An 18,362-nucleotide genomic window follows, 5' to 3' on the forward strand; every position below is an offset into this window, starting at 1 on the left:
CGCCGGGAACCGATGGTGGATGCCGCAGGACCGTCTCGCACTGTGCAGAAGGCGCTTGGATCAGCACAATGGAGTGGTGCCCGCGCCCGATGATGCTTTTCGCGTGGTTTTCGTGTGCACCGGGAACATCTGCCGCTCCCCGATGGCGGAGGTCGTGTTCCGGTGGTTCGCCGATCAGGCGGGACTCGGCGACCGCGTCGTCTCGACGAGCGCCGGCACGGGCGAGTGGCACGTCGGCGAGCGGGCGGACAGCCGCACCCTCGACGCTCTCGACCGACGCGGGTACGACGGGACCCGGCACCGGGCGCGACAGTTCTCCCGTGACGACTTCGACAGCAACGACCTCGTCATCGCCCTCGACCGATCACACGAGCGGATCCTGTCGGAGTGGGCGCGGAGCCCCGCAGACGTCGACAAGCTCGCGCTCCTGCTGAGCTTTGACTCGCGCGGCGACGGCGTCCTCGACGTGCCGGACCCCTACTACGGGGGACCCGCGATGTTCGACGAGGTGCTCGGTATGATCGAGAGCGCCAGCCGGGCTCTGTTCCGGCAGCTCGAACCCGCGCTTCGCCGGTGAGCGCATCCCCCACCGAACGGAGTCGCGTGTCCTCCCTGCCCTCGATGTCGCTGAGCCCCCTCGACGGGCGCTACGCACCCGCTGTCGCCCCCCTCGCCGAGTACCTCTCCGAAGCGGGCCTCAACCGGGCTCGCGTCGAGGTGGAGGTCGAGTGGATCATCGCGCTCACCGACCGCGGCCTGTTCGGGTCGTCGGCGCTGACCGACGCGCAGAAGGAGTCGCTCCGCGACCTCTACCGCGACTTCGGCGCCGAGGAGATCGGCTGGCTCGCCGAGAAGGAAGCCGTCACCCGCCACGACGTGAAGGCGATCGAGTACCTCGTGCGCGACCGCCTCTCGTCGCTCGGACTCGGCGCCATCGCCGAGCTCACGCACTTCGCCTGCACGAGCGAGGACATCAACTCCGCGTCGTACGCCCTCACGGTGCAGCGCGCCGTGGAGCGGGTCTGGCTGCCGAAGCTGCAGTCCGTGATCGCCTCGCTGACGGCTCTCGCCGAAGAGCACCGGGATGCCGTCATGCTGTCGCGCACGCACGGGCAGCCGGCGACGCCTTCGACGATGGGCAAGGAGCTCGCCGTCTTCGCATGGCGCCTGCAGCGGGTGGCCGACCAGATCGCCGGCGGCGACTACCTCGCCAAGTTCTCGGGTGCGACGGGCACCTGGTCGGCGCACCTCGCCGCCGAGCCCGACGTCGACTGGCCCGCGCTGTCGCGCGAGTTCATCGAGGGTCTCGGCATCGGCTTCAACGAGCTGACGACGCAGATCGAGTCGCACGACTGGCAGGTAGAGCTGTACGACCGCGCACGTCACGCCGGCGGCATCCTCCACAACCTCGCGACGGACGTGTGGACCTACATCTCGATGGGCTTCTTCGCCCAGATCCCCGTCGCCGGTGCGACCGGATCGTCGACGATGCCGCACAAGATCAACCCGATCCGCTTCGAGAACGCCGAGGCGAACCTCGAGATCGCGAGCGGCCTGTTCGCCACGCTCGCCGCAACCCTTGTGACGTCGCGTCAGCAGCGCGACCTCACCGACTCCACGACGCAGCGGAACATCGGCGTCGCGTTCGGGCACTCGCTGCTCGCCCTCGACAACCTGCTGCGCGGCCTGACGGAGATCTCGCTCTCGCGCGACGTGCTGCTGGCGGACCTCGACGCGAACTGGGAGGTCCTCGCCGAGGCGATCCAGACCGTCGTCCGTGCCGAGATCGTCGCGGGCCGCTCGCAGATCACCGATCCGTACGCGCTCCTGAAGGACCTCACGCGCGGCCGTCGGGTCGGCGCGCCCGAGCTCGCCGAGTTCGTGCAGGGTCTCGACATCGGGGATGCCGCGAAGCAGCGCCTGCTCGCGCTCACGCCCGCGGGCTACGCGGGACTCGCCGACCGGCTGGTCGACCTGCTCGGCTGAGTCGGGCTGGGGCGCGGGTAGCGCGCGGCGCCGGGGTCAGTGCCCGGACGGGGGGGCGTGGCCGCGACCGGCGCCGCCCTCGCTCGCGTCGGACGGGGTCTCGTCCTCGGGGTCGAGCAGCAGGCCGCGATCGACGGGCCGGCTGGCCTTCACAGGGTCGACGGCGAGGAGCGACAGGGCCATGATCACGAGCGTCGCGATGAACGTGATCCCCGCGACGATGCCGGCGACGACCCAGGCGCGGAGGTGCTGATCGACGGTGCTTCCCGGACGCTGGTCCTGCAGGACGCCCATCGAGACGAGGGTGACGACACCGGCGAACACAGCCGCCAGCAACGCGAAGCCAAGCAGGTGGACGGGACGCATCAGGTCCCGACGGGTGGGGTTCTTCTCGCTCATGAGTGGCCTCCAGCGGCATCCGTGTCAGCCGTCTCGACGGCAGCCGCCGCGTCGGGTCGGGGCGAGAACGCCGCGATTCCCAGGTATACGGCGACGATCGCCGCGTAGCCGCCCAGCACACCGACGCCGATCGTGATGCCGGTCAGGGTGAAGGATCGCCGCGCCTGGTCGATGTAGTACTCGAGCAGGTAGTCGCGCGGAATGAAGGTCAGGGCGACCCCGAGGATGAGCGTGAGCGCCCCGACGAAGATCGCCTCGCGCGCGGCCGCATTGCCACGGCTCCGTTCGCGGATACCGATGATCAACTCCGCGGAGCCGGTCACGAGGGCCCACACGAGGACCGTCGTGAAGAAGCCGTCGTCGGTGCGCAGCGCCGGGAAGCTCGCGATCATGCCCGCCACGAATGTGAGACTGCCGAGGAGCACCGCCTGCCAACGATCGCCGGCGGGGAAGACGAGCCACACCGACAGCAGGAGGACGAGGGCGGTCGCGATGGCGAAGCCGCTGAAGACGGCCATGCCGACCTGCGCCGAGTGATCGACGGAGAACGTGATCATGATCGCCGCGAGCGCCGCGAAAAGGGCGCGACCCATCTGCAGGTGTCGCACCTCGAAGGTGCGGGGGGCAGCGTCAGACACAGGCGTGTTTCTCACAGACAGGAACGGGGATGCCCCCAGTTTAGGTCGTTCGCCTGATGCCGTCCTCCGCGGGCCGGGATGCGGTTGACTGGGTGCATGTCCTCGCGTCGCCGCAGTGCCTCCTCGATCACCGGGGCGGGCATCGCCGCGGCCCTGCTCTTGAGCGGATGCTCGGCACCGGAGGAACCCGCCGCCGAGTCGCCGACCCCGTCGCGGACGCCCTCCGCGAGCCCGACCCCGCCGCCCACTCCCACACCGACGCAGACGCCGTCGCCTGCGCCGAAGACGCCGCGGACGGTCGCGAGCGGGCTCGAGGCGCCGTGGTCGATGTCCGTTCTCGGCGAGACCGTCTTCGTGAGCGAGCGCGACTCCGCCCGGATCCTCGAGGTGGCGCCCGACGGCGAGACCCGCGTCGTCGACACGGTGGACGACGTCGTGCACAGCGACGAGGGCGGCCTGTTGGGGCTCGCGACCGACGGGGACGCTCTCTACGTCTACTCGACCGCCCGCAGCGGCAATCGAGTGGAGCGATACGTGATCGCGGGCGAACCCGGCTCGTACCGACTCGGCGAGCCGACACCGGTGATCGACGGGATGCCGGCGGGCACCCATCACAACGGCGGTCGTATCGCGTTCGGACCCGACCGCATGCTCTACATCGCGAACGGCGACACGAGCGACGAGCCCGCCTCGCAGAACCCGCGTTCGCTGGCGGGCAAAATCCTGCGGATCGCGCCCGACGGCTCCATCCCGACCGACAACCCCGACCCGCAGTCGCCCGTCTACAGCCTCGGTCACCGCAACGTGCAGGGGTTCGCCTGGGCTGAGGACGGCACGATGTTCGCGAGCGAGTTCGGTCGCAACTACCGCGACGAGCTCAATGTCATCGAACCGGGCGGCAACTACGGCTGGCCGTACGTCGAGGGCACCGGCGGCGAGGACGATGGTTTCATCGATCCCGTGCAGACCTGGTCGACGGATGCCGCCAGCCCAAGCGGCATCGCCATCGTGGACGACACGATCCTCATCGCAAACCTCCGCGGCCGAGTGCTGCGCGCGGTGCCGGTCGCCGATCCGTCGTCATCAACCGAGCTGTACGCCGGCGAGTACGGGCGACTCCGCGACGTCACGGTCGGCCCCGACGGCACGGTCTTCGTCCTCACGAACAACACCGACGGACGAGGATCGCCGCGCACGGGCGACGACCGGATCGTCAGTCTCGCGGTGCCGCAGCCCTGACGAGTTCGCGGATGCGCTGCTCCACGGCATCCGTCATCTCGATCACCGCGAACGAGACGGGCCACATGGGGCCGTCGTCGAGCTGCGCGGTCTCGTCGAAGCTGACGGTGCCGTAGCGCGTCTTGAACTTGGATGCCGGCTGCCAGAAGACGACGACCTTGCCGTCCTTCGCATAGGCCGGGAAGCCGTAGAACGTCTTGGGGTTCAGATGCGGCGCCTCCTCGAGCACGATGACGTGCACCCGCTCGGCGATGATGCGGTCGGTGCCCTCGAGCGCCTCGATGGCGTCGAGGCAGGCCTGATTCTCCTTCTCGATCTTTGCGAGGCCCTTGAGGCCCTTCATCGCCTTGAGCTCGTCCGCGCGCTGCTTCATCGCAGCCTTCTCGGCGTCGCTGAATCCGGCGCCCTCGCTGGTCTTGCCTGCCATGGTGTCGTTCCTTCCGGGGTTCTGTTGCCGATGTTGCCAGGTGCGGGGGTCCGGGGCGAGGGGCCCGCGCTATTCCGGGGACGCGAAGTTTCGGGTGGCCCGGCTCGCCCAGCACGTGGCGTCCCCGGAGGATCAGAGCGCGCGGTAACTGCGCCCGTGCGGATGCGTCAGCGCCACGGGCTCACCGTCGACCGCGAGGACGAAACGGTGCCGCTCCCCCGGCGGCACGATGCTCTCGAACTCGGGGAACACCCCGAGCCCCTCGTTCGAGAGCCAGACCCCATCCGTATCGGTCATCGTGCGGCGGAACCGGTCCCGGTCTTCGGGGCTCAGATAGGCGAGCACCGCCGTGTGGAACACGACGAGGGTCGCATCGTCGGGGGCGGATGCCGCGGCATCCGCGATCAGGTCGTTGAGGTCACCGGCGCGGATCGGAGCCGGGTCGGATGCCGCCACCGCGACGGCGGCGCGGAGCCGGGCGCGCCGGTCGTCGTGCTCGGGCCACACGAGCGCGTCGAGCCACGCGAGCGTCTCGGGGTCGGCCGGATCGAGCGGGTTCAGGTCGATGCCGCCTCGCCAGACGACCTCGGGAAGGCCGGCGGGCGGCGCGGCGTTCTCGATGCGACAGTCGATCACGACGCCGGTCGGGGCGGCGGGGTCGAGCGAGGTGACGGTGCCGTCGTCGCCGGTGTACCGGTACGAATACCGGTCGGGGTAGAGGCAAAGACCTGCAGAGGCGCCGACTTCGAGGAGAGCGAGCGGTCCCGGTATGCGGGCCAGCTGCGGCAGGAGTACGGCGCAGCGCGCGGCCTCGTTCGTCTGCGTCGCGTGCGTGAGCGCGATGTCGCGGATGCGCGGCCACTGCGCGATCGCGTCACGACGGGCATCCGTCCACGGTGAGACGGGCACGCCGGCGACGCGCATCGCGGCGAAGACGAGGTTCGCCTGGCGCTTCGTGCGCGGGAGCTCGTCGATCAGCGCGAGCATCTCGGCGTCGTCCGCGACCCCCAGCGCCCAGTTCTCGTACACGGCGGACGAGCCGGGAGCCTCGAGCGCGCCGAAGGTGCGGTAGTGCTCGGCGGTCGGCGAATCGGACGCGACGCCCCACGACGAAAGGTCTGTCATGGGGTGAGCGTAGTGCGGCGCCGCAGATTCGGAGATGTGCTGCGGATTCGGATGCGTCAGCGCTTGCGCGTCCGAATCCGGCGCCGTTCTCCGAATCCGCGAGGGGTGTGGGACGCCGCTGGGTGAGGCGCACCGCGCCGCACCGCTGGGCGCGCGGAGCGGGGCTCGCGAGGCGCGCGCGGCGCGCGGCGCGCCTCCTACTCCGCGAGGAACGCCAGCGCGGCCTCGCGGAACGCGCGGGAACCGGGCGCGTTGAAGTGGTGCCGGTCGGGGATTTCGACGAAGCGGCCGTGCGGGGTCGCGGCAGCGAGCGAGCGGGAGCCTTCGATGATCCCGTCCTTCGTCCCCGTCGCGAAGAGCACCGGCTGACCGGGAGCCTTGCCGGGGTCGGGGTCGACGGTTCCGGTCGCGCGCATGCCGCGGGCGATCGCCAGCAGCGCGCGCAGGTCATTGCCGGGCACCCGCTCGGTGAGGGAGATGTAGTTGTGGGTCACGGCATCCGTCACCGGCGTGCCCTCGTCGACGTACGCCTGCACCTGGTCGAGATCGAGCCGCCCGAGCGGCACGCCGTCGGGAACGCCGCCGAGGACGACGCGCGGGATGCGGGGCTCCAGGTCGCGAGCGACCTCCCACCCGACGCGCGCGCCGAGCGAGTAGCCGACGTACAGCGCTTCGTCGACGAGGTAGGTGTCGAGCACGGCCTCGACGTCGGTGACCATCGTGCGGAGGGCGTAGGCCTCGGCCACGTGGGGCTTGTCGCTCGCGCCGTGACCGCGCTGGTCGACGGCGAGCACGCGGTATCCGGCGCGCAGCAGGTCGCGCACCCACCCGGTGTTGACCCAGTTGTCACGCGCGCTCGAGGCGAACCCGTGCACGAGGAGCACCGTCGGGGCATCCGCCAGTCCCCACTCGTACGTCGCGATCCGATACCCGTCGCCGACCATGACGAACTGCGGATCGGGAGTCTCGGTGAGCGCGGGGAAGACGGTGGTCATCCCCCGATTGTGCACCCCTCAGGTTCCTCTCAGGAACCGGCGTCGCCGAACCGTTCTCCCGAAACGAGCTCCTCGGCGACGCGACGGAGGGCCAGGAGCAGGGGTTCGACGAGCACCGTCCCGAGCACGACGTAGCGCACCGCTGCATCCGACGACGTCGTCGGGATGGCGTCGATCTCGGCCTCGACCATGCGCCGGATGCCGGCGAGGTAGGCATCCATAGTGGTCTCAGGCACGGTGAATCCGGCTCGATCGAGGGTGCCGAGGGCGCGCGCGACGCCGGCGACCTGCTGCGGATCGCAGGACTCGGGCTGCCATCCCCATCGCGAGATCAGCGCGGCGGCAGCGGTCAGGTCGAGGGCGGCGTCGACGGGCGGCGACACAGCGGTGTGCGCCATGCCGAGGAGGTGGCTCGGGTTGGCGGGCGGATCGTCGAGCGCCGTGATGACCCGGCGGGAGGCGGCGATGCCGACGCCCGAGTCCGCGAGCGCGCGGATCAGCCGCAGTCGCTCGACGTGTGCGGGGCCGTAGACGGCTTGCGTCGCGGAGGTCCGCTCGCCCTCGGGGAGCAGCTTCTCGCGCAGGTAGTACTTGATCGTCGCCACCGGGACGTCCGTCTCGGCGGCGAGTTCTGAGATCCGCATCGATTCCCCCTTGACATCGATAGTACCGCTATCCATTCTAGATAGCGACACTATCGAAAGGCATCGACATGGCTCGGATGACCCACTCGCACGACGGCGAACTCGTCGTCTTCCACCTCGGCATGACGATCAAGAAGTGGTGGCGCCCCGACGTGTGGATGCCGATCTCGGCCGCCATGCCGAGGATGCTCGGCGAGCTGTTCAGCGACCCGGAGTCCGGCCTGCTCGGCTCGACGATGCTCGTCGGACGGCGCGGCCCGTACCTCGTGCAGTACTGGTCGTCGCTCGAGAAGCTCTACGCCTACGCGTCGGCACCCGAGCAGGCGCACCGTCCCGCCTGGACAGCCTTCAACCGCAACGCGCGCAAGCACCCTGGCGCGATCGGCGTGTGGCACGAGACCTATCGGGTCGCCGCCGCCGAGTCGATCTACGTCGACACTCCCCCGATGGGTCTCGGTGCCGCGACCGGACTGGTCGAGATCGGCCGCCGCCACGACCGGGCGCGGGCACGCCTGGACGACGGCGCGACCGCGTGAGCCGCTGCGGGGCGGGTGGGGCGCCCGCGAAGTGGCGTCACCGCGAGGCCCCGATCGGGCCGGGAATGGCGGTCGCATCCCCGGCCGGAATGGGACCTCAGCTGCAGCGGGAGCGCGCGACACCGCGGCACCACCGCGCGAACCCCGACGTCAGCGCTTGCGCGTGAGTCGCCGAGCCGAGCCGGAGCGACGGCGGAGGACCTGACGCATCCGTGACGGGTATGCGGGCAGCGGCACCGGCTGGGTGACGACCGTCTCGACCGTCATCGATCCGTCGACCGGTCCGATGACCGCGATGGGTGTCGTCGGCGTGATCGTCATCGGAGCCATCGGCATCGTCGCGAGCCGCTTGTGCGCGCGGATGTACGACGGGATGAGGATGACGGCGGCCGAGATCCACGCGAGCGGGTTCGACCAGGCAACGCCGATGAAGCCGAAGAGCGACCCCAGCAGGATGGCCGCCGCGGCTCGCGCGATGAGCTCGACGACCCCGGTGACCGTCGGGATGACGGCGTTGCCGAGACCCTGCAGCGCACCGCGCGTCACGAAGAGCACACCGAGCGCTGTGTAGCTGAGGCCGTTGATCACGAGCATCGAGACCGCGAGGTGCACGACCTCATCCGCCCCATCACCGACGAAGATGCGAACGATCGGCCCGCCGAACGAGATGAGCAGGATGCCGAGGGCCACCGCCGTGCCGATCGCGATCCACGTGGCCTGCACCACACCGCGACGGATGCGGTCGGGGCGGCCGGCGCCGTAGTTCTGCGCCACGTACATCGAGACCGCGAGCGACATCGACTGGAGCAGCGCGACCGCGAGACCGTCGACGCGGGATGCCGCGGTGTACGCCGCGATCGCCTCGCCGCCGAGCGTGTTGAGCGCGACCTGCACGGTGAGCGCGCCGATCGCGATGATCGACGCCTGGAAGCCCATCGGCAGGCCGAGGCGCAAGTGGCGAACGATGTCGACGCGCGTGATGCGCCAGTCCTCGCGGCGGAGGTGCAGTTCAGGGATGCGGCGGCGAACGAACTCGAGACACAGGAGGACCGACACAGCCTGCGCGATGACGGTGGCGAGCGCGGCACCGGCGACGCCCATCCCCAGCCACGCGATCGCCGCGATGACGAGGACGACGTTGAGGCCGCACGAGACGATGAGGAAGATGAGCGGTGTCCGCGAGTCGCCGATCGCACGAATGACGGCGGACAGGAAGTTGAAGAACATCAGCGCGCCAGCGCCGAGGAAGCTGATCTGCGTGAAGATCGTCGCGTCGGCCAGGAGCTCGGGCGGCGTCTGCAGCAAGACGAGCGCAGGGTGGGCGAGCAGCGGCGCGCCGACGGTCAGGAGGATGGTCGTGATCCCGCTGAGCACGGCGCCGGTTGCGACGGACCGGCGGACACCGGCGGCATCCATCGCTCCGTAGGCCTGCGCGGTCGGGATCGCGAACCCGGAGGTCAGACCCCACGCGAAGCCGAGCAGCAGGAACAGCAGACTGCCCGTCGCGCCCACGGCGGCGAGCGCGTCCACGCCGAGCAGCCGGCCCACGACGATCGTGTCGGCGAAGTGGTACATCTGCTGCACCACGTTGCCGATCATGAGCGGCAGGGTGAACAGGAGGATGACGCGCCAGGGGCGGCCCGTCGTCAGGGAGGTGGCCATGCGGGCTTTCGGGGATTTCGAATCGATTCGAGGACGATCGATTGTACCGATCCCCACCTGAGTGCCGAAAGGGGGTCAGACGAAAAAGAGGGGCACCGATTTCTCGGCGCCCCTCTCTCGCGGAGTGGATCAGAACGTGGCGGTGTCCGGGTCGGCACCGACGCGCTGACCGCGGTCGAGTGCGCCGATGGCCGATACCTCGTCGGCGGTCAGCTCGAAGCCGAACACGTCGAAGTTCGTCACGATGCGCTCCGGGGTGGAGGACTTGGGGAAGACGATGAGGCCCTCCTGCAGGTGCCAACGGATGACGACCTGAGCCGGGCTCACGCCGTGGGCGGCGGCGGCATCCGCCACGGCCTTCTCGCCGAACAGGTCGTACTTGCCCTGGCCGAGCGGACCCCACGACTCCGTGAGGACGCCCTTCGGTTCCTGGAAGGCGCGAAGCTCACGCTGCGCGAAGGCCGGGTGGAGCTCGATCTGGTTGACCGCAGGCACCGTGTCGGTCTCGTCGAACAGGCGCTGGAGGTGCGGCTGGTGGAAGTTCGAGACACCGATCGAGCGCGACAGGCCCTCAGCCTGGAAGGTCTCGAGCTGCTGCCAGGTCTCGACATAGCGATCCTTGTCGGGGCGCGGCCAGTGGATCAGGTACAGGTCGACATAGTCGAGCCCGAGCTTCTCGAGGCTCGACTCGATCGCCGGGCGAGCGGTGTCGCGGCCCTGCTCGGAGTTCCACAGCTTCGTGGTGATGAAGAGCTCGTCACGCGGGACGCCGGAGGCGGCGATCGCGCGACCGACACCCTCTTCGTTGCCGTAGACGGCGGCGGTGTCGATGTGGCGGTAGCCGGCTTCGAGGGCGACGCTGACGATGCGCTCGGCCTCGGCCGGGTCGACCTGGAAGACGCCGAAGCCCAGCTGGGGAATGGTGTGTCCGTCGTTGAGTGCGAGTGTGGGAACGGTCATGGCTTCAGCCTTCCACCGCTGGATGAGCGATCCCTATGCCTTGACGAAACGTGACGGATGCGGCAACGGGCGCGGCGGCGAGCAACAAAGGTTGACAAAGCGGACGCCTGTCAACCAAGGTTGCTTTCATGAGAAGTCCCGGTGCTATCGAGGTCGCGAGCGACACCTCCGACCCGAAGGCAGGGCTGCGAGCTGTTGCTTCACTGCGGGTCTTGGCCGACACCCTCGAGCTCCGGCAGGTCGAGGCGGCGCTCCGAGCCGGAATGACTTGGCAGGGCGTCGCCGATGCACTCGGGGTCACGCGCCAGGCCGTGCACAAGAAGTACGCGAAGCGGATCGACCCGTCCATCGAGGTACCCCGGAGGCGAGCATGAGCAAGATGACGACCGCGATCGGGAACGCGCATCGACTGACGCAGCACGCGATGGAGGAGGCATCCCGCGTCGACCGTCGCGAGCTCGGTGTCGAGCATCTGCTCCTCGCCCTCACCCTCGACGCGTCGGATGCCGGCCAGGTGCTGCGGGCGTCCGGAGTGACCGTCGCCGCGGTTCGCTCCGCTGTCGCTGCCGAAGAGGCCGAGCAGCTCTCGTCGCTTGGGATGACCGGCGCGCAGATCACGCCCGGACCGATTTCCATAGGCCCCGGAGCGGGCTGGACCTGGACGCCTGTCGCCGAGAAGCTGCTGACGGCATCCGGCGACGGGACGACCGCCGGCATCCTGCGTCGCGTGCTGGCAGAGCCGAGCGGAGCCATCGCATCGCTGTTGCGTCGGATGGACGTGTCGGCGGAGGAGCTGCGGGACCGTCTGGACGCTGCAACCGCGCTGCCGCCCGCGGTATCGGTTCGACGGCCGCACCCGCTCGCCCGATCCGCCGCCGCTTTCGTCGCAGCATCCATCCACGACACGTGGGCGCTCATCAGCAGCGCGGAACGCCTGCCCGAGTGGGAGGAGTCGGTCGGTCATGTCACCGGAGATTCCGGGGGTGGGTGGATCGGGTCCCCTCGCGACGAGGTGACGGCGAAGCCCGCGTTCCGCCGTCTGCAGATCGCGCGGACGAGGAATGTCGACGCGCACCGCGTCAGCTGGACGTTCCGCTACCCCGACGCGCCGCGGGCCAACGAGCGTCGCATCAGCCTCCGGCTCGAGCCCGCCGCGGGCGGGACGATGGTGCACATCGACTACGCCTGGGAGCGCCCGCAGCGCCGACGGCGAGCTGCGCTCGGACCGGTGATGGCGCCGGTGTACCGCCTCGTCGTGGCCATGCAGGTGGCACGACTGGGCGCCTCCATCGGCGCGGCGTTGCGCTGACAACAGGTGAAGCGATTCACATGAATGGATTCGCCTAGCACTGCGTCCGCTCCTCGGCAAGCGTTCGTGGCCGAGCCTGCGAAAGCGCACCATTCAGTCATGTCGGAAACACCCGTGTCCGCGACGGATGCCGAGCTGGTGCGACTCCTCGCCCAGACGGCAACCGGTGACGTCGCCTCATTCGCCCGCGTGTACGACGCGACATCGGCGGCGGCCTTCGGCCTCGCCGTGCGCGTGACGGGCGACCGAGATCTCGCCGAAGACGTCCTCCAGAAGGCTTTCGCGTCGGTGTGGACTGACGCGCGGCGGTACAGCGCGCGCCGGACGCCGCCTCGCACGTGGATCCTCGCGATCGCGCACCGCCACGCGGTCGAGCGTCTGCGCGCAACCCGTGCGGAAGCCCCAGGGGCATCCGCGGTGCACGAGCCGAACCGCACCGCCGCCAGCCACCGGCAGCTGCGAAAGCTGCCCGACGACCAGGAGCGCGCGGTTTCGCTCGCCTACCTCGGCGGGTACACCCAGCCCGAGATCGCCGCGATGACCGAGGCTCCGCTGAGCACCGTGAAGTCGATGACCCGCAGCGCCCTCGATCAGCTGCGTGACGCCGCTCGGCCGGTCACGGCCGCGATCCCCCTGCCGCCGACGGGGTCGTTTCCGATCCAGCCGCCGCCCACGGGAGCGGTCGCTTAGCGGCATCCGTCAGCGTAGCGGCATCCGTCGGCGCTCGCCCGTCGCGAACTGCGGCACCTGACGGCGTGTTGCGACAGCAGAGCACGCGCGGCGCCTAGACCGCGCCTGCCATCGCGCGGCCGGCGGCGCGTCCGGAGAAGATGCACCCGCCGAGGAAGGTCCCCTCGAGCGCGCGGTAGCCGTGCACGCCGCCGCCGCCGAAGCCGCTCGCCTCGCCCGCGGCGTACAACCCGGGGATCGGCTCCCCCGACGCGGCGAGCGCCCGGCCGGACAGATCGGTCTCGATGCCGCCGAGGCTCTTGCGCGTGATGATGTGCAGCTTCACCGCGATGAGTGGCCCCGCCTTCGGGTCGGCGATCGGGCCCGGCGTCGCGACGCGCAGCAGCTTGTCGCCGCGGTATCTGCGCGCCTGGCGCACCGCAGTCACCTGCGCGTCCTTCGTGAACGGGTTCGTCATCTCGCGGTCGCGCGCCTCGAGCTCGAGCCGCACGCGGTCGACGTCGAGAAGAGGGGATGCCGCCCGCATCCGCTCGAGCAGGTGCGGAACCGTGTCGGCGACAATGAAGTCCGCGCCGCGCTCCTTGAAGGCCTCGACCGGCGGAGTGGCCCGGCCGGCTTTCAACCGCCCCGCGAGGAGCTTCAGGTCCTTGCCCGTGAGGTCGGGGTTCTGCTCGCTGCCCGACAGGGCGAACTCCTTCTTCAGGATCGCCTGGTTGAGCACGAACCAGCTGTGATCGTGTCCGCCGCGAACGATGTGCTCGAGCGTGCCGATCGTGTCGAACCCGGGGAACAGCGGCGTGGGCAGGCGGTGACCGGTGGCATCCAGCCACAGCGATGACGGCCCGGGGAGGATCCGGATGCCGTGGCGCGGCCACACCGGGCTGTGGTTCTGGATGCCCTCGACGTAGTGCCACATGCGGTCGCCGTTGATCAGGTGGGCGCCGGCGGTCCCGGCGACCCCCAGCATCCGTCCGTCGACGTGCGCGGGAACGCCGGAGAGCATCGACTCGGGCGCGCGACCCATGCGGGCGGGCCACTGTGCGCGGACGAGGTCGTGGTTGCCGCCGATACCGCCGCTCGAGACGAGGACCGCCCCGGTGCGGAACGAGAACTCGCCCGTCTCGTCGCGGTTGCTCGGGGCGCCGCGCTCGGCGGAGTCGGGCGCGAGCACGGCGCCGCTCACGCCGACGACGGCGCCGTCCTCGACCTCGAGCCGGTCGACACGATGCCGGAACGCGATGCGCGCGCGGCCGGTCGCAACCCCCTCGAGCACGCGGCGGACGAAGGGGTCGAGGACACCCGGACCGGTGCCCCACGTGATGTGGAACCGCGGCACGGAGTTGCCGTGCGCCGTCGCACGATCGCCGCCGCGCTCAGCCCATCCGACGACGGGGAAGAAGCGGATGCCGCGCTCCCGCAGCCATGCCCGCTTCTCACCGGCGGCGAACTCGAGGTACGCCTCCGCCCACGCGCGCGGCCAGCGGTCCTCGGGGCGGTCGAAGCCGGCCGAGCCGAACCAGTCCTGCCGCGCGAGTTCGAGGGAATCCTTGACGCCGAGTCGGCGCTGCTCGGCCGAGTCGACGAGGAACAGTCCGCCGAACGACCACCAGGCCTGACCACCGAAGCTCGCCTCGGGCTCCTGCTCGACGATGAGAACCCGCTTGCCCGCGTCGAGGAGTTCGGAGGCGGCGACCAGCCCGGCGAGTCCGGCTCCGACGACGATCGCGTCCGCGGCATCCGCTGTCATGCGCTGTCTCCTTCGACCGGCCCGTCCACCGTGACGAGCGCTGAAGCGACTCTAAGCCGCCGCGACGCTCCCGACGCCGTGACAGATGCACGACCGCTGGGGCGGGTGACCACTCGCGGGCCGCCCGAAGCGACTCCTGCACCAACAGTCGTGCAAACGTCACCCGGAGCGCCGTTACAGACTGAAGCCGCCGTCGCTCGTGAGCACCTGACCGACGATCCAGGCGCCCTCGGCGGTCGAGAGCCAGCCGATGAGCGCCGCGGGGTCGGTCGGCACGCCGACGCGGCCGAACGGCGTCGAGCCGAGCCACTCCTCGATCCCCGACGTGTCGCGGTCGGCGGTGTCGGGATCCATGTACCCGGTGTTGACCGGCCCGGGATTCACGGTGTTGAGGACGATGCCGAGCTCGAGCAGTTCCGCTGCGACCGTGCGGGTGATGCCCGCGAGCGCCGCCTTGCTCGTCGCGTAGGCGACCTCGCCGCGCATCGCGCCATGGCCCTGCCCGGACGTCATCCAGAACACGCGGCCGGTCGGCTCCGCGTAGGGCTTCGCGCCCTCGATCACGTCGCCGGGACGCCGCTGCCCGGACTGCGGCGGAGCCAGGCGGCGAGCGAACTCCGCCGTGAGCAGCAGCGTCGAGCGGGCGTTCGTGTCCCAGAACGCGTCGAGGCGTTCCGCGGTCATGTCGAGGATGCTGCCGTCGTCGCCGCTTTTGGCGTGATTGCAGACCAGGATGTCGAGGCGCCCCGTGAGGGCAGCGGCGGCGTCGATGAGGCCCGGGATCGCCGCGGCATCCGTCAGATCCACCTCGGCGTCACCGAACATCGCCTCTCCGATGAGCGATGAGCGGATGCCGCCACGCACAGCGCCGAGGTCGTCTCCGCCCCACGGCTGATCGAGGTCGTGAGGGCGCCAGTGCTGCACGAAGACGCTCGCGCCGAGCTCGGCGAGGCGGGATGCGACGGCGAAACCGATGCCGCGACGGCGCGAGACGCCGGTGACGAGAGCCGTCTTGCCGGCGAGGGGGAAGGTCATTTATTCGGCCTGACGGTGAGGGATTGGACGACGGAGCCGACGACGCCGCGCTCGTCGTGGAGGACGGTGTGCGTCATCCCGAGGCCGGTCGCGCCGAACGTGACGGTGGTGTCGAAACCGATCCAGCCGACCTCGGGCCCGCGCACGAGATGCAGGGTGAGGTCGAGGTTCGGGAACGCGACCTCGCACGGGTCGGCGCGCGGGGTGACCCCGTTGGCGATGTCGATGAGCGAGGCGAGGCGGGCGGTGGTCGAGACACGTTCGCCGTCGAGGAGCGGGATGGCGGGGAGGATCCACGTCCACGCCCGGCCGGGCTCCTCCTGGCGGCGGCGCACCTCGCCTACAGTCGCGATGAACTCGCCCGGCCACGCCGACGAGGGGTCGACCGGTTCGAGAGCGTCGCGCGGCGGCATCGCCGGGTGCCCGGAACCAGCAAGGGCGTCGGTGTCACGGGTGTGCAGCAGCCAGGCGCGCGCGATGAGCGCGGGTCGGCCGGCCTGCGCGAGGGTCGCCTCGACGAGCTCGATGCTCCGTCCCGGTCGCAGCACCCGGCAGATGACCTCGACGTCGTCCATCGCGATGACACCGAGGATGTCGACCGACAGGCGCGACAGCTGCATCCGCTGCGGGCTGCGTGCGGCGTGATCGACCTCGATCGCGTGGGCGAGGAGGCCGATCGGCGGTGCGACGTGCAGCTCGGCGACGTTCCAGGCTCCCCCGGTGAGCGGGGTCGGCCGGAACCTGGTCGCATCAGCGCGATCGAAGTAGGGCACGAGTACGGATGCTACCCGCGCCCCGCACAGGGCCGCAGAGTTTCAACGCCGCGGTGGTTCAATGCGCAGTGGGTCAGCGGCGCAGGAGCTTCACGACTCCGGCGAGTGCCGCGACGCCGGCGACGGATGCCGCGGAGTACAGCCCGCGCCGGTGCCGCAGTGCGCGGGTCTGGATGCTCTCGCCGCGCGCCCGGTCGTCGAATGCGCCGTGGGCACCGTGGTCGCCGGGCACCGGCTCCCACAGGTTCGGGGGCGTCGTCGACGAGCCCTTGTCGGGCGCGAACTGGCCCTCCCACGCGTTCTTCGCGAGGTACCAGTCCATGAACCGTCCGGCGACGCGGGTGCCGAGCACGAGGCCGACGGTCGACTCCCCCACCCAGGTGCGGCGGCGCGGCTTGTCGGCGACGTCGCCGACGGCGCGTGCGCCGACCTCGGGCTGGTAGATCGGGGGCACCGGCTGCGGGTGCGTCGAGAACGGCGACTTCACCCAGCCGAACTGGGTGGTGTTCAGCGCCGGCATGTCGACGATCGAGACGGCGACGGCGCTGCCCTCGTGCGTGAGCTCGGAGACGACCGAGTCGGTGAAGCCGTGGACGGCGTGCTTCGAGCCGCAGTAGGCCGCCTGAAGAGGGATGCCGCGGTGCGCCAGAGCCGAGCCGATCTGGATGATGTGTCCGCGGTCGCGCTGCCGCATCCGGGTCAGGGCAGCCCGGGTGCCGTTGACGGTGCCGAGGTAGGTGACCTGGGTTGCCCGCTCGTAGTCCTCGGGGGTCGTGTCGAGGAAGGTCGCGATGGCGCCCGACATGACGTTGTTGACCCACAGGTCGATCTCGCCGAGCTCCGCTTCGACCTCGGCCGCAGCAGCGTCGACGGCGGCGTGGTCGGCGACATCGACGGAGACCCCGTGGGCGCGTCGACCCTTCGCACGGACCTCGGCGGTCGCGGCATCCACACCGTCACGGCCGCGGGCGAGGACGGCGACATCCCAGCCGCGGTCGGCGAGTTCGCGGACGATGGCCCTTCCGAGTCCTGCGCTGCCGCCGGTGACGACCGCGACGCCTCGGGATGTGGGGTTGCTCACGTGGACTCCTCCGCGGGATCCCGACCGGAGCTCGGTGAGCCCGCGGATGTCGAACCTCGACCGCTCAGGCCATCTTTCGGTCGGGACGGAAGGCGGGGTATGCGGTTGCCAGGGGTGCGGGGATGGGGTACAGGCGCATGCGCATCTCGTTGGCGAGCGCAACCCCGAGCCCAGACATCCTCTCCCGGGGTTAGCGTCCCCGCATGAAGAGCTCAGAGATCCGCTGGAATGACGAAGCGCACGCGAAGATCCTCGACGACGCCGATCGGGTTCTCCGAGAGGCCGTGGTGGAACTCGCGTCCTCCGGGACGGAGATGACCTCGGACGAGGCCTTCGCCGCCCTGACGGGCAAGCTGAAGGACCGGTTCATCGACTGGGAGCCCGGACCCGACCTGCGCACCTACGCTGACGCCATCGCGAACGGCGACGTGGAGACGGACGCGGCGTAGGCGGCCGACTCAGGTCAGGGGCGCGACGCCGGCGTAGTCGCATTGCAGGATGCCGCGGCCGTGGGTGCTCACGGAGAGCGAGCTGGCCCTGCCTCTGCGCGCCCGCGGGAATCGCCGTTCGCCGGCGCACGGCGACGGCGAACGGGACAGCGCCCACGGTGGATGCACCAATGGGGTTGGGGACGCTGGCACGGATCCGGCTGACGGCCCCTCCGAGCGGGCCGGTCGGGGGGTGCCGAGTCCGATGTCGATGTCGGAGGTTGGTGAGAGAGTCGAGGCATGACGGAAGCGACGGAAACCCCCGGTGGCGAGAACTATCTCGCCACTCTGGCGGGCATCGTCGCGGACGCCTCGGACGTCGCGCGCCAGGTCGCTGCCGCGCAGATCGCCGAGCTGCGCGTACTGGCCGCGGCCGGGCGTCTCGCAGAGGCGCAAGCGATCTCCGCGAACGCGAAAGTCCGACTCCACGACATGGCCTTGCGGTCGATCGCGGCCGAGGTCGGTGGAGTTCTCCGGACCACCGATCGCACGGTGCAACGGCGGATAGGTGAAGCGCGGACGATCATCGAGGGGTTTCCTGCGGCGGTTGCTGCGTGGGAGTCGGGGCGGATCGTGCGGGAGCATGTGCGGGCGATCGTGGATGCGGCCGGGGTGCTGCCCCAGGAAA

At 70.4% G+C, this 18,362-nt stretch carries 20 protein-coding genes and 1 pseudogene; 9 read left to right on the plus strand and 12 right to left on the minus strand.

The window, feature by feature from the left end; genetic code table 11:
- Window positions 1-142 precede the first annotated feature (142 nt).
- Window positions 143-577 (plus strand): low molecular weight protein-tyrosine-phosphatase, encoded by a 435-nt coding sequence (locus MO1_RS12795; RefSeq protein WP_235186092.1) that lies wholly within the window; start codon window positions 143-145, stop codon window positions 575-577.
- A gap of 26 nt (window positions 578-603) precedes the next feature.
- Window positions 604-1,986, plus strand: coding sequence for an adenylosuccinate lyase (gene purB / locus MO1_RS12800; protein WP_060916222.1), 1,383 nt, complete (start codon window positions 604-606; stop codon window positions 1,984-1,986).
- A 36-nt stretch (window positions 1,987-2,022) separates the two neighbouring features.
- Here the strand turns inward: purB and MO1_RS12805 are convergent, their stop codons facing one another.
- Window positions 2,023-2,385: a hypothetical protein gene (locus MO1_RS12805; RefSeq protein WP_036311451.1), complete on the minus strand. Its 363-nt coding sequence runs from the start codon at window positions 2,383-2,385 to the stop codon at window positions 2,023-2,025.
- Window positions 2,382-3,023, minus strand: coding sequence for a hypothetical protein (locus tag MO1_RS12810; protein ID WP_036311449.1), 642 nt, complete (start codon window positions 3,021-3,023; stop codon window positions 2,382-2,384). Before MO1_RS12810 ends, MO1_RS12805 begins: the two co-directional genes overlap by 4 nt.
- Window positions 3,024-3,119: 96 nt before the next feature.
- Here MO1_RS12810 and MO1_RS12815 point away from each other — a divergent pair, with 96 nt between their 5' ends.
- On the plus strand, window positions 3,120-4,262 hold the full coding sequence (locus MO1_RS12815) for a PQQ-dependent sugar dehydrogenase (protein WP_060916223.1): 1,143 nt from the start codon (window positions 3,120-3,122) through the stop codon (window positions 4,260-4,262).
- Here the strand turns inward: MO1_RS12815 and MO1_RS12820 are convergent.
- The 4 genes from MO1_RS12820 to MO1_RS12835 all read right to left on the minus strand — a co-directional run bounded on the left by MO1_RS12820 (window position 4,237) and on the right by MO1_RS12835 (window position 7,453).
- Window positions 4,237-4,689 (minus strand): iron chaperone, encoded by a 453-nt coding sequence (locus MO1_RS12820; protein WP_036311445.1) that lies wholly within the window; start codon window positions 4,687-4,689, stop codon window positions 4,237-4,239. The genes MO1_RS12815 and MO1_RS12820 overlap by 26 nt on opposite strands.
- A gap of 132 nt (window positions 4,690-4,821) precedes the next feature.
- Window positions 4,822-5,814, minus strand: a complete 993-nt coding sequence (locus MO1_RS12825) for a DUF2332 domain-containing protein (RefSeq protein ID WP_060916224.1) — start codon at window positions 5,812-5,814, stop codon at window positions 4,822-4,824.
- Between the two features lie 197 nt (window positions 5,815-6,011).
- Window positions 6,012-6,809, minus strand: a complete 798-nt coding sequence (locus MO1_RS12830; protein WP_060916225.1) for an alpha/beta fold hydrolase — start codon at window positions 6,807-6,809, stop codon at window positions 6,012-6,014.
- Between the two features lie 29 nt (window positions 6,810-6,838).
- Window positions 6,839-7,453 carry a MerR family transcriptional regulator gene (locus MO1_RS12835; protein WP_036311438.1) on the minus strand — a complete coding sequence of 205 codons (615 nt, stop codon included), beginning with the start codon at window positions 7,451-7,453 and terminating at the stop codon, window positions 6,839-6,841.
- A gap of 68 nt (window positions 7,454-7,521) precedes the next feature.
- Here MO1_RS12835 and MO1_RS12840 point away from each other — a divergent pair, with 68 nt between their 5' ends.
- Window positions 7,522-7,989 (plus strand): DUF4188 domain-containing protein, encoded by a 468-nt coding sequence (locus MO1_RS12840; RefSeq protein WP_036311436.1) that lies wholly within the window; start codon window positions 7,522-7,524, stop codon window positions 7,987-7,989.
- A 150-nt stretch (window positions 7,990-8,139) separates the two neighbouring features.
- Here the strand turns inward: MO1_RS12840 and MO1_RS12845 are convergent, their stop codons facing one another.
- Window positions 8,140-9,651: an MATE family efflux transporter gene (locus MO1_RS12845; RefSeq protein WP_036311433.1), complete on the minus strand. Its 1,512-nt coding sequence runs from the start codon at window positions 9,649-9,651 to the stop codon at window positions 8,140-8,142.
- A 129-nt stretch (window positions 9,652-9,780) separates the two neighbouring features.
- Window positions 9,781-10,611, minus strand: a complete 831-nt coding sequence (locus MO1_RS12850; protein WP_060916226.1) for an aldo/keto reductase — start codon at window positions 10,609-10,611, stop codon at window positions 9,781-9,783.
- A gap of 128 nt (window positions 10,612-10,739) precedes the next feature.
- On the opposite strand from MO1_RS12850, the gene MO1_RS12855 reads away from it, so the two are divergent.
- The 3 genes from MO1_RS12855 to MO1_RS12865 all read left to right on the plus strand — a co-directional run bounded on the left by MO1_RS12855 (window position 10,740) and on the right by MO1_RS12865 (window position 12,610).
- On the plus strand, window positions 10,740-10,985 hold the full coding sequence (locus tag MO1_RS12855; RefSeq protein ID WP_060916227.1) for a hypothetical protein: 246 nt from the start codon (window positions 10,740-10,742) through the stop codon (window positions 10,983-10,985).
- Window positions 10,982-11,920, plus strand: coding sequence for a Clp protease N-terminal domain-containing protein (locus tag MO1_RS12860; RefSeq protein ID WP_060916228.1), 939 nt, complete (start codon window positions 10,982-10,984; stop codon window positions 11,918-11,920). The genes MO1_RS12855 and MO1_RS12860 overlap by 4 nt, the downstream gene beginning before the upstream one ends.
- Before the next feature lie 99 nt (window positions 11,921-12,019).
- Window positions 12,020-12,610: a sigma-70 family RNA polymerase sigma factor gene (locus MO1_RS12865; protein ID WP_060916229.1), complete on the plus strand. Its 591-nt coding sequence runs from the start codon at window positions 12,020-12,022 to the stop codon at window positions 12,608-12,610.
- Between the two features lie 94 nt (window positions 12,611-12,704).
- On the opposite strand, the gene MO1_RS12870 is transcribed toward MO1_RS12865, so the two are convergent.
- The 4 genes from MO1_RS12870 to MO1_RS12885 all read right to left on the minus strand — a co-directional run bounded on the left by MO1_RS12870 (window position 12,705) and on the right by MO1_RS12885 (window position 17,246).
- The gene (locus tag MO1_RS12870) at window positions 12,705-14,357 is read right to left on the minus strand and encodes an FAD-binding dehydrogenase (RefSeq protein ID WP_060916230.1); all 1,653 of its coding nucleotides are present in this window, start codon (window positions 14,355-14,357) and stop codon (window positions 12,705-12,707) included.
- 174 nt (window positions 14,358-14,531) lie between these two features.
- Window positions 14,532-15,392 carry an SDR family oxidoreductase gene (locus MO1_RS12875; protein WP_060916231.1) on the minus strand — a complete coding sequence of 287 codons (861 nt, stop codon included), beginning with the start codon at window positions 15,390-15,392 and terminating at the stop codon, window positions 14,532-14,534.
- Entirely contained in the window at window positions 15,389-16,165 is a 777-nt protein-coding gene (locus MO1_RS12880; RefSeq protein WP_060916232.1) for a thioesterase family protein, read from the minus strand. Before MO1_RS12880 ends, MO1_RS12875 begins: the two co-directional genes overlap by 4 nt.
- A gap of 73 nt (window positions 16,166-16,238) precedes the next feature.
- Window positions 16,239-17,246 (minus strand): SDR family oxidoreductase, encoded by a 1,008-nt coding sequence (locus MO1_RS12885; protein ID WP_036311411.1) that lies wholly within the window; start codon window positions 17,244-17,246, stop codon window positions 16,239-16,241.
- A 203-nt stretch (window positions 17,247-17,449) separates the two neighbouring features.
- Between MO1_RS12885 and MO1_RS12890 the strand changes: the two genes are divergently transcribed.
- Both MO1_RS12890 and MO1_RS12895 read left to right on the plus strand, forming a co-directional pair.
- On the plus strand, window positions 17,450-17,695 hold the full coding sequence (locus tag MO1_RS12890; protein WP_060916233.1) for a hypothetical protein: 246 nt from the start codon (window positions 17,450-17,452) through the stop codon (window positions 17,693-17,695).
- 279 nt (window positions 17,696-17,974) lie between these two features.
- Window positions 17,975-18,362 (plus strand): annotated as a pseudogene (locus MO1_RS12895) (HNH endonuclease); the annotation flags it as partial.

It is taken from the genome of Microbacterium oleivorans NBRC 103075 (genome assembly GCF_001552475.1).
GTDB classification, from domain to species: Bacteria; Actinomycetota; Actinomycetes; order Actinomycetales; family Microbacteriaceae; genus Microbacterium; species Microbacterium oleivorans.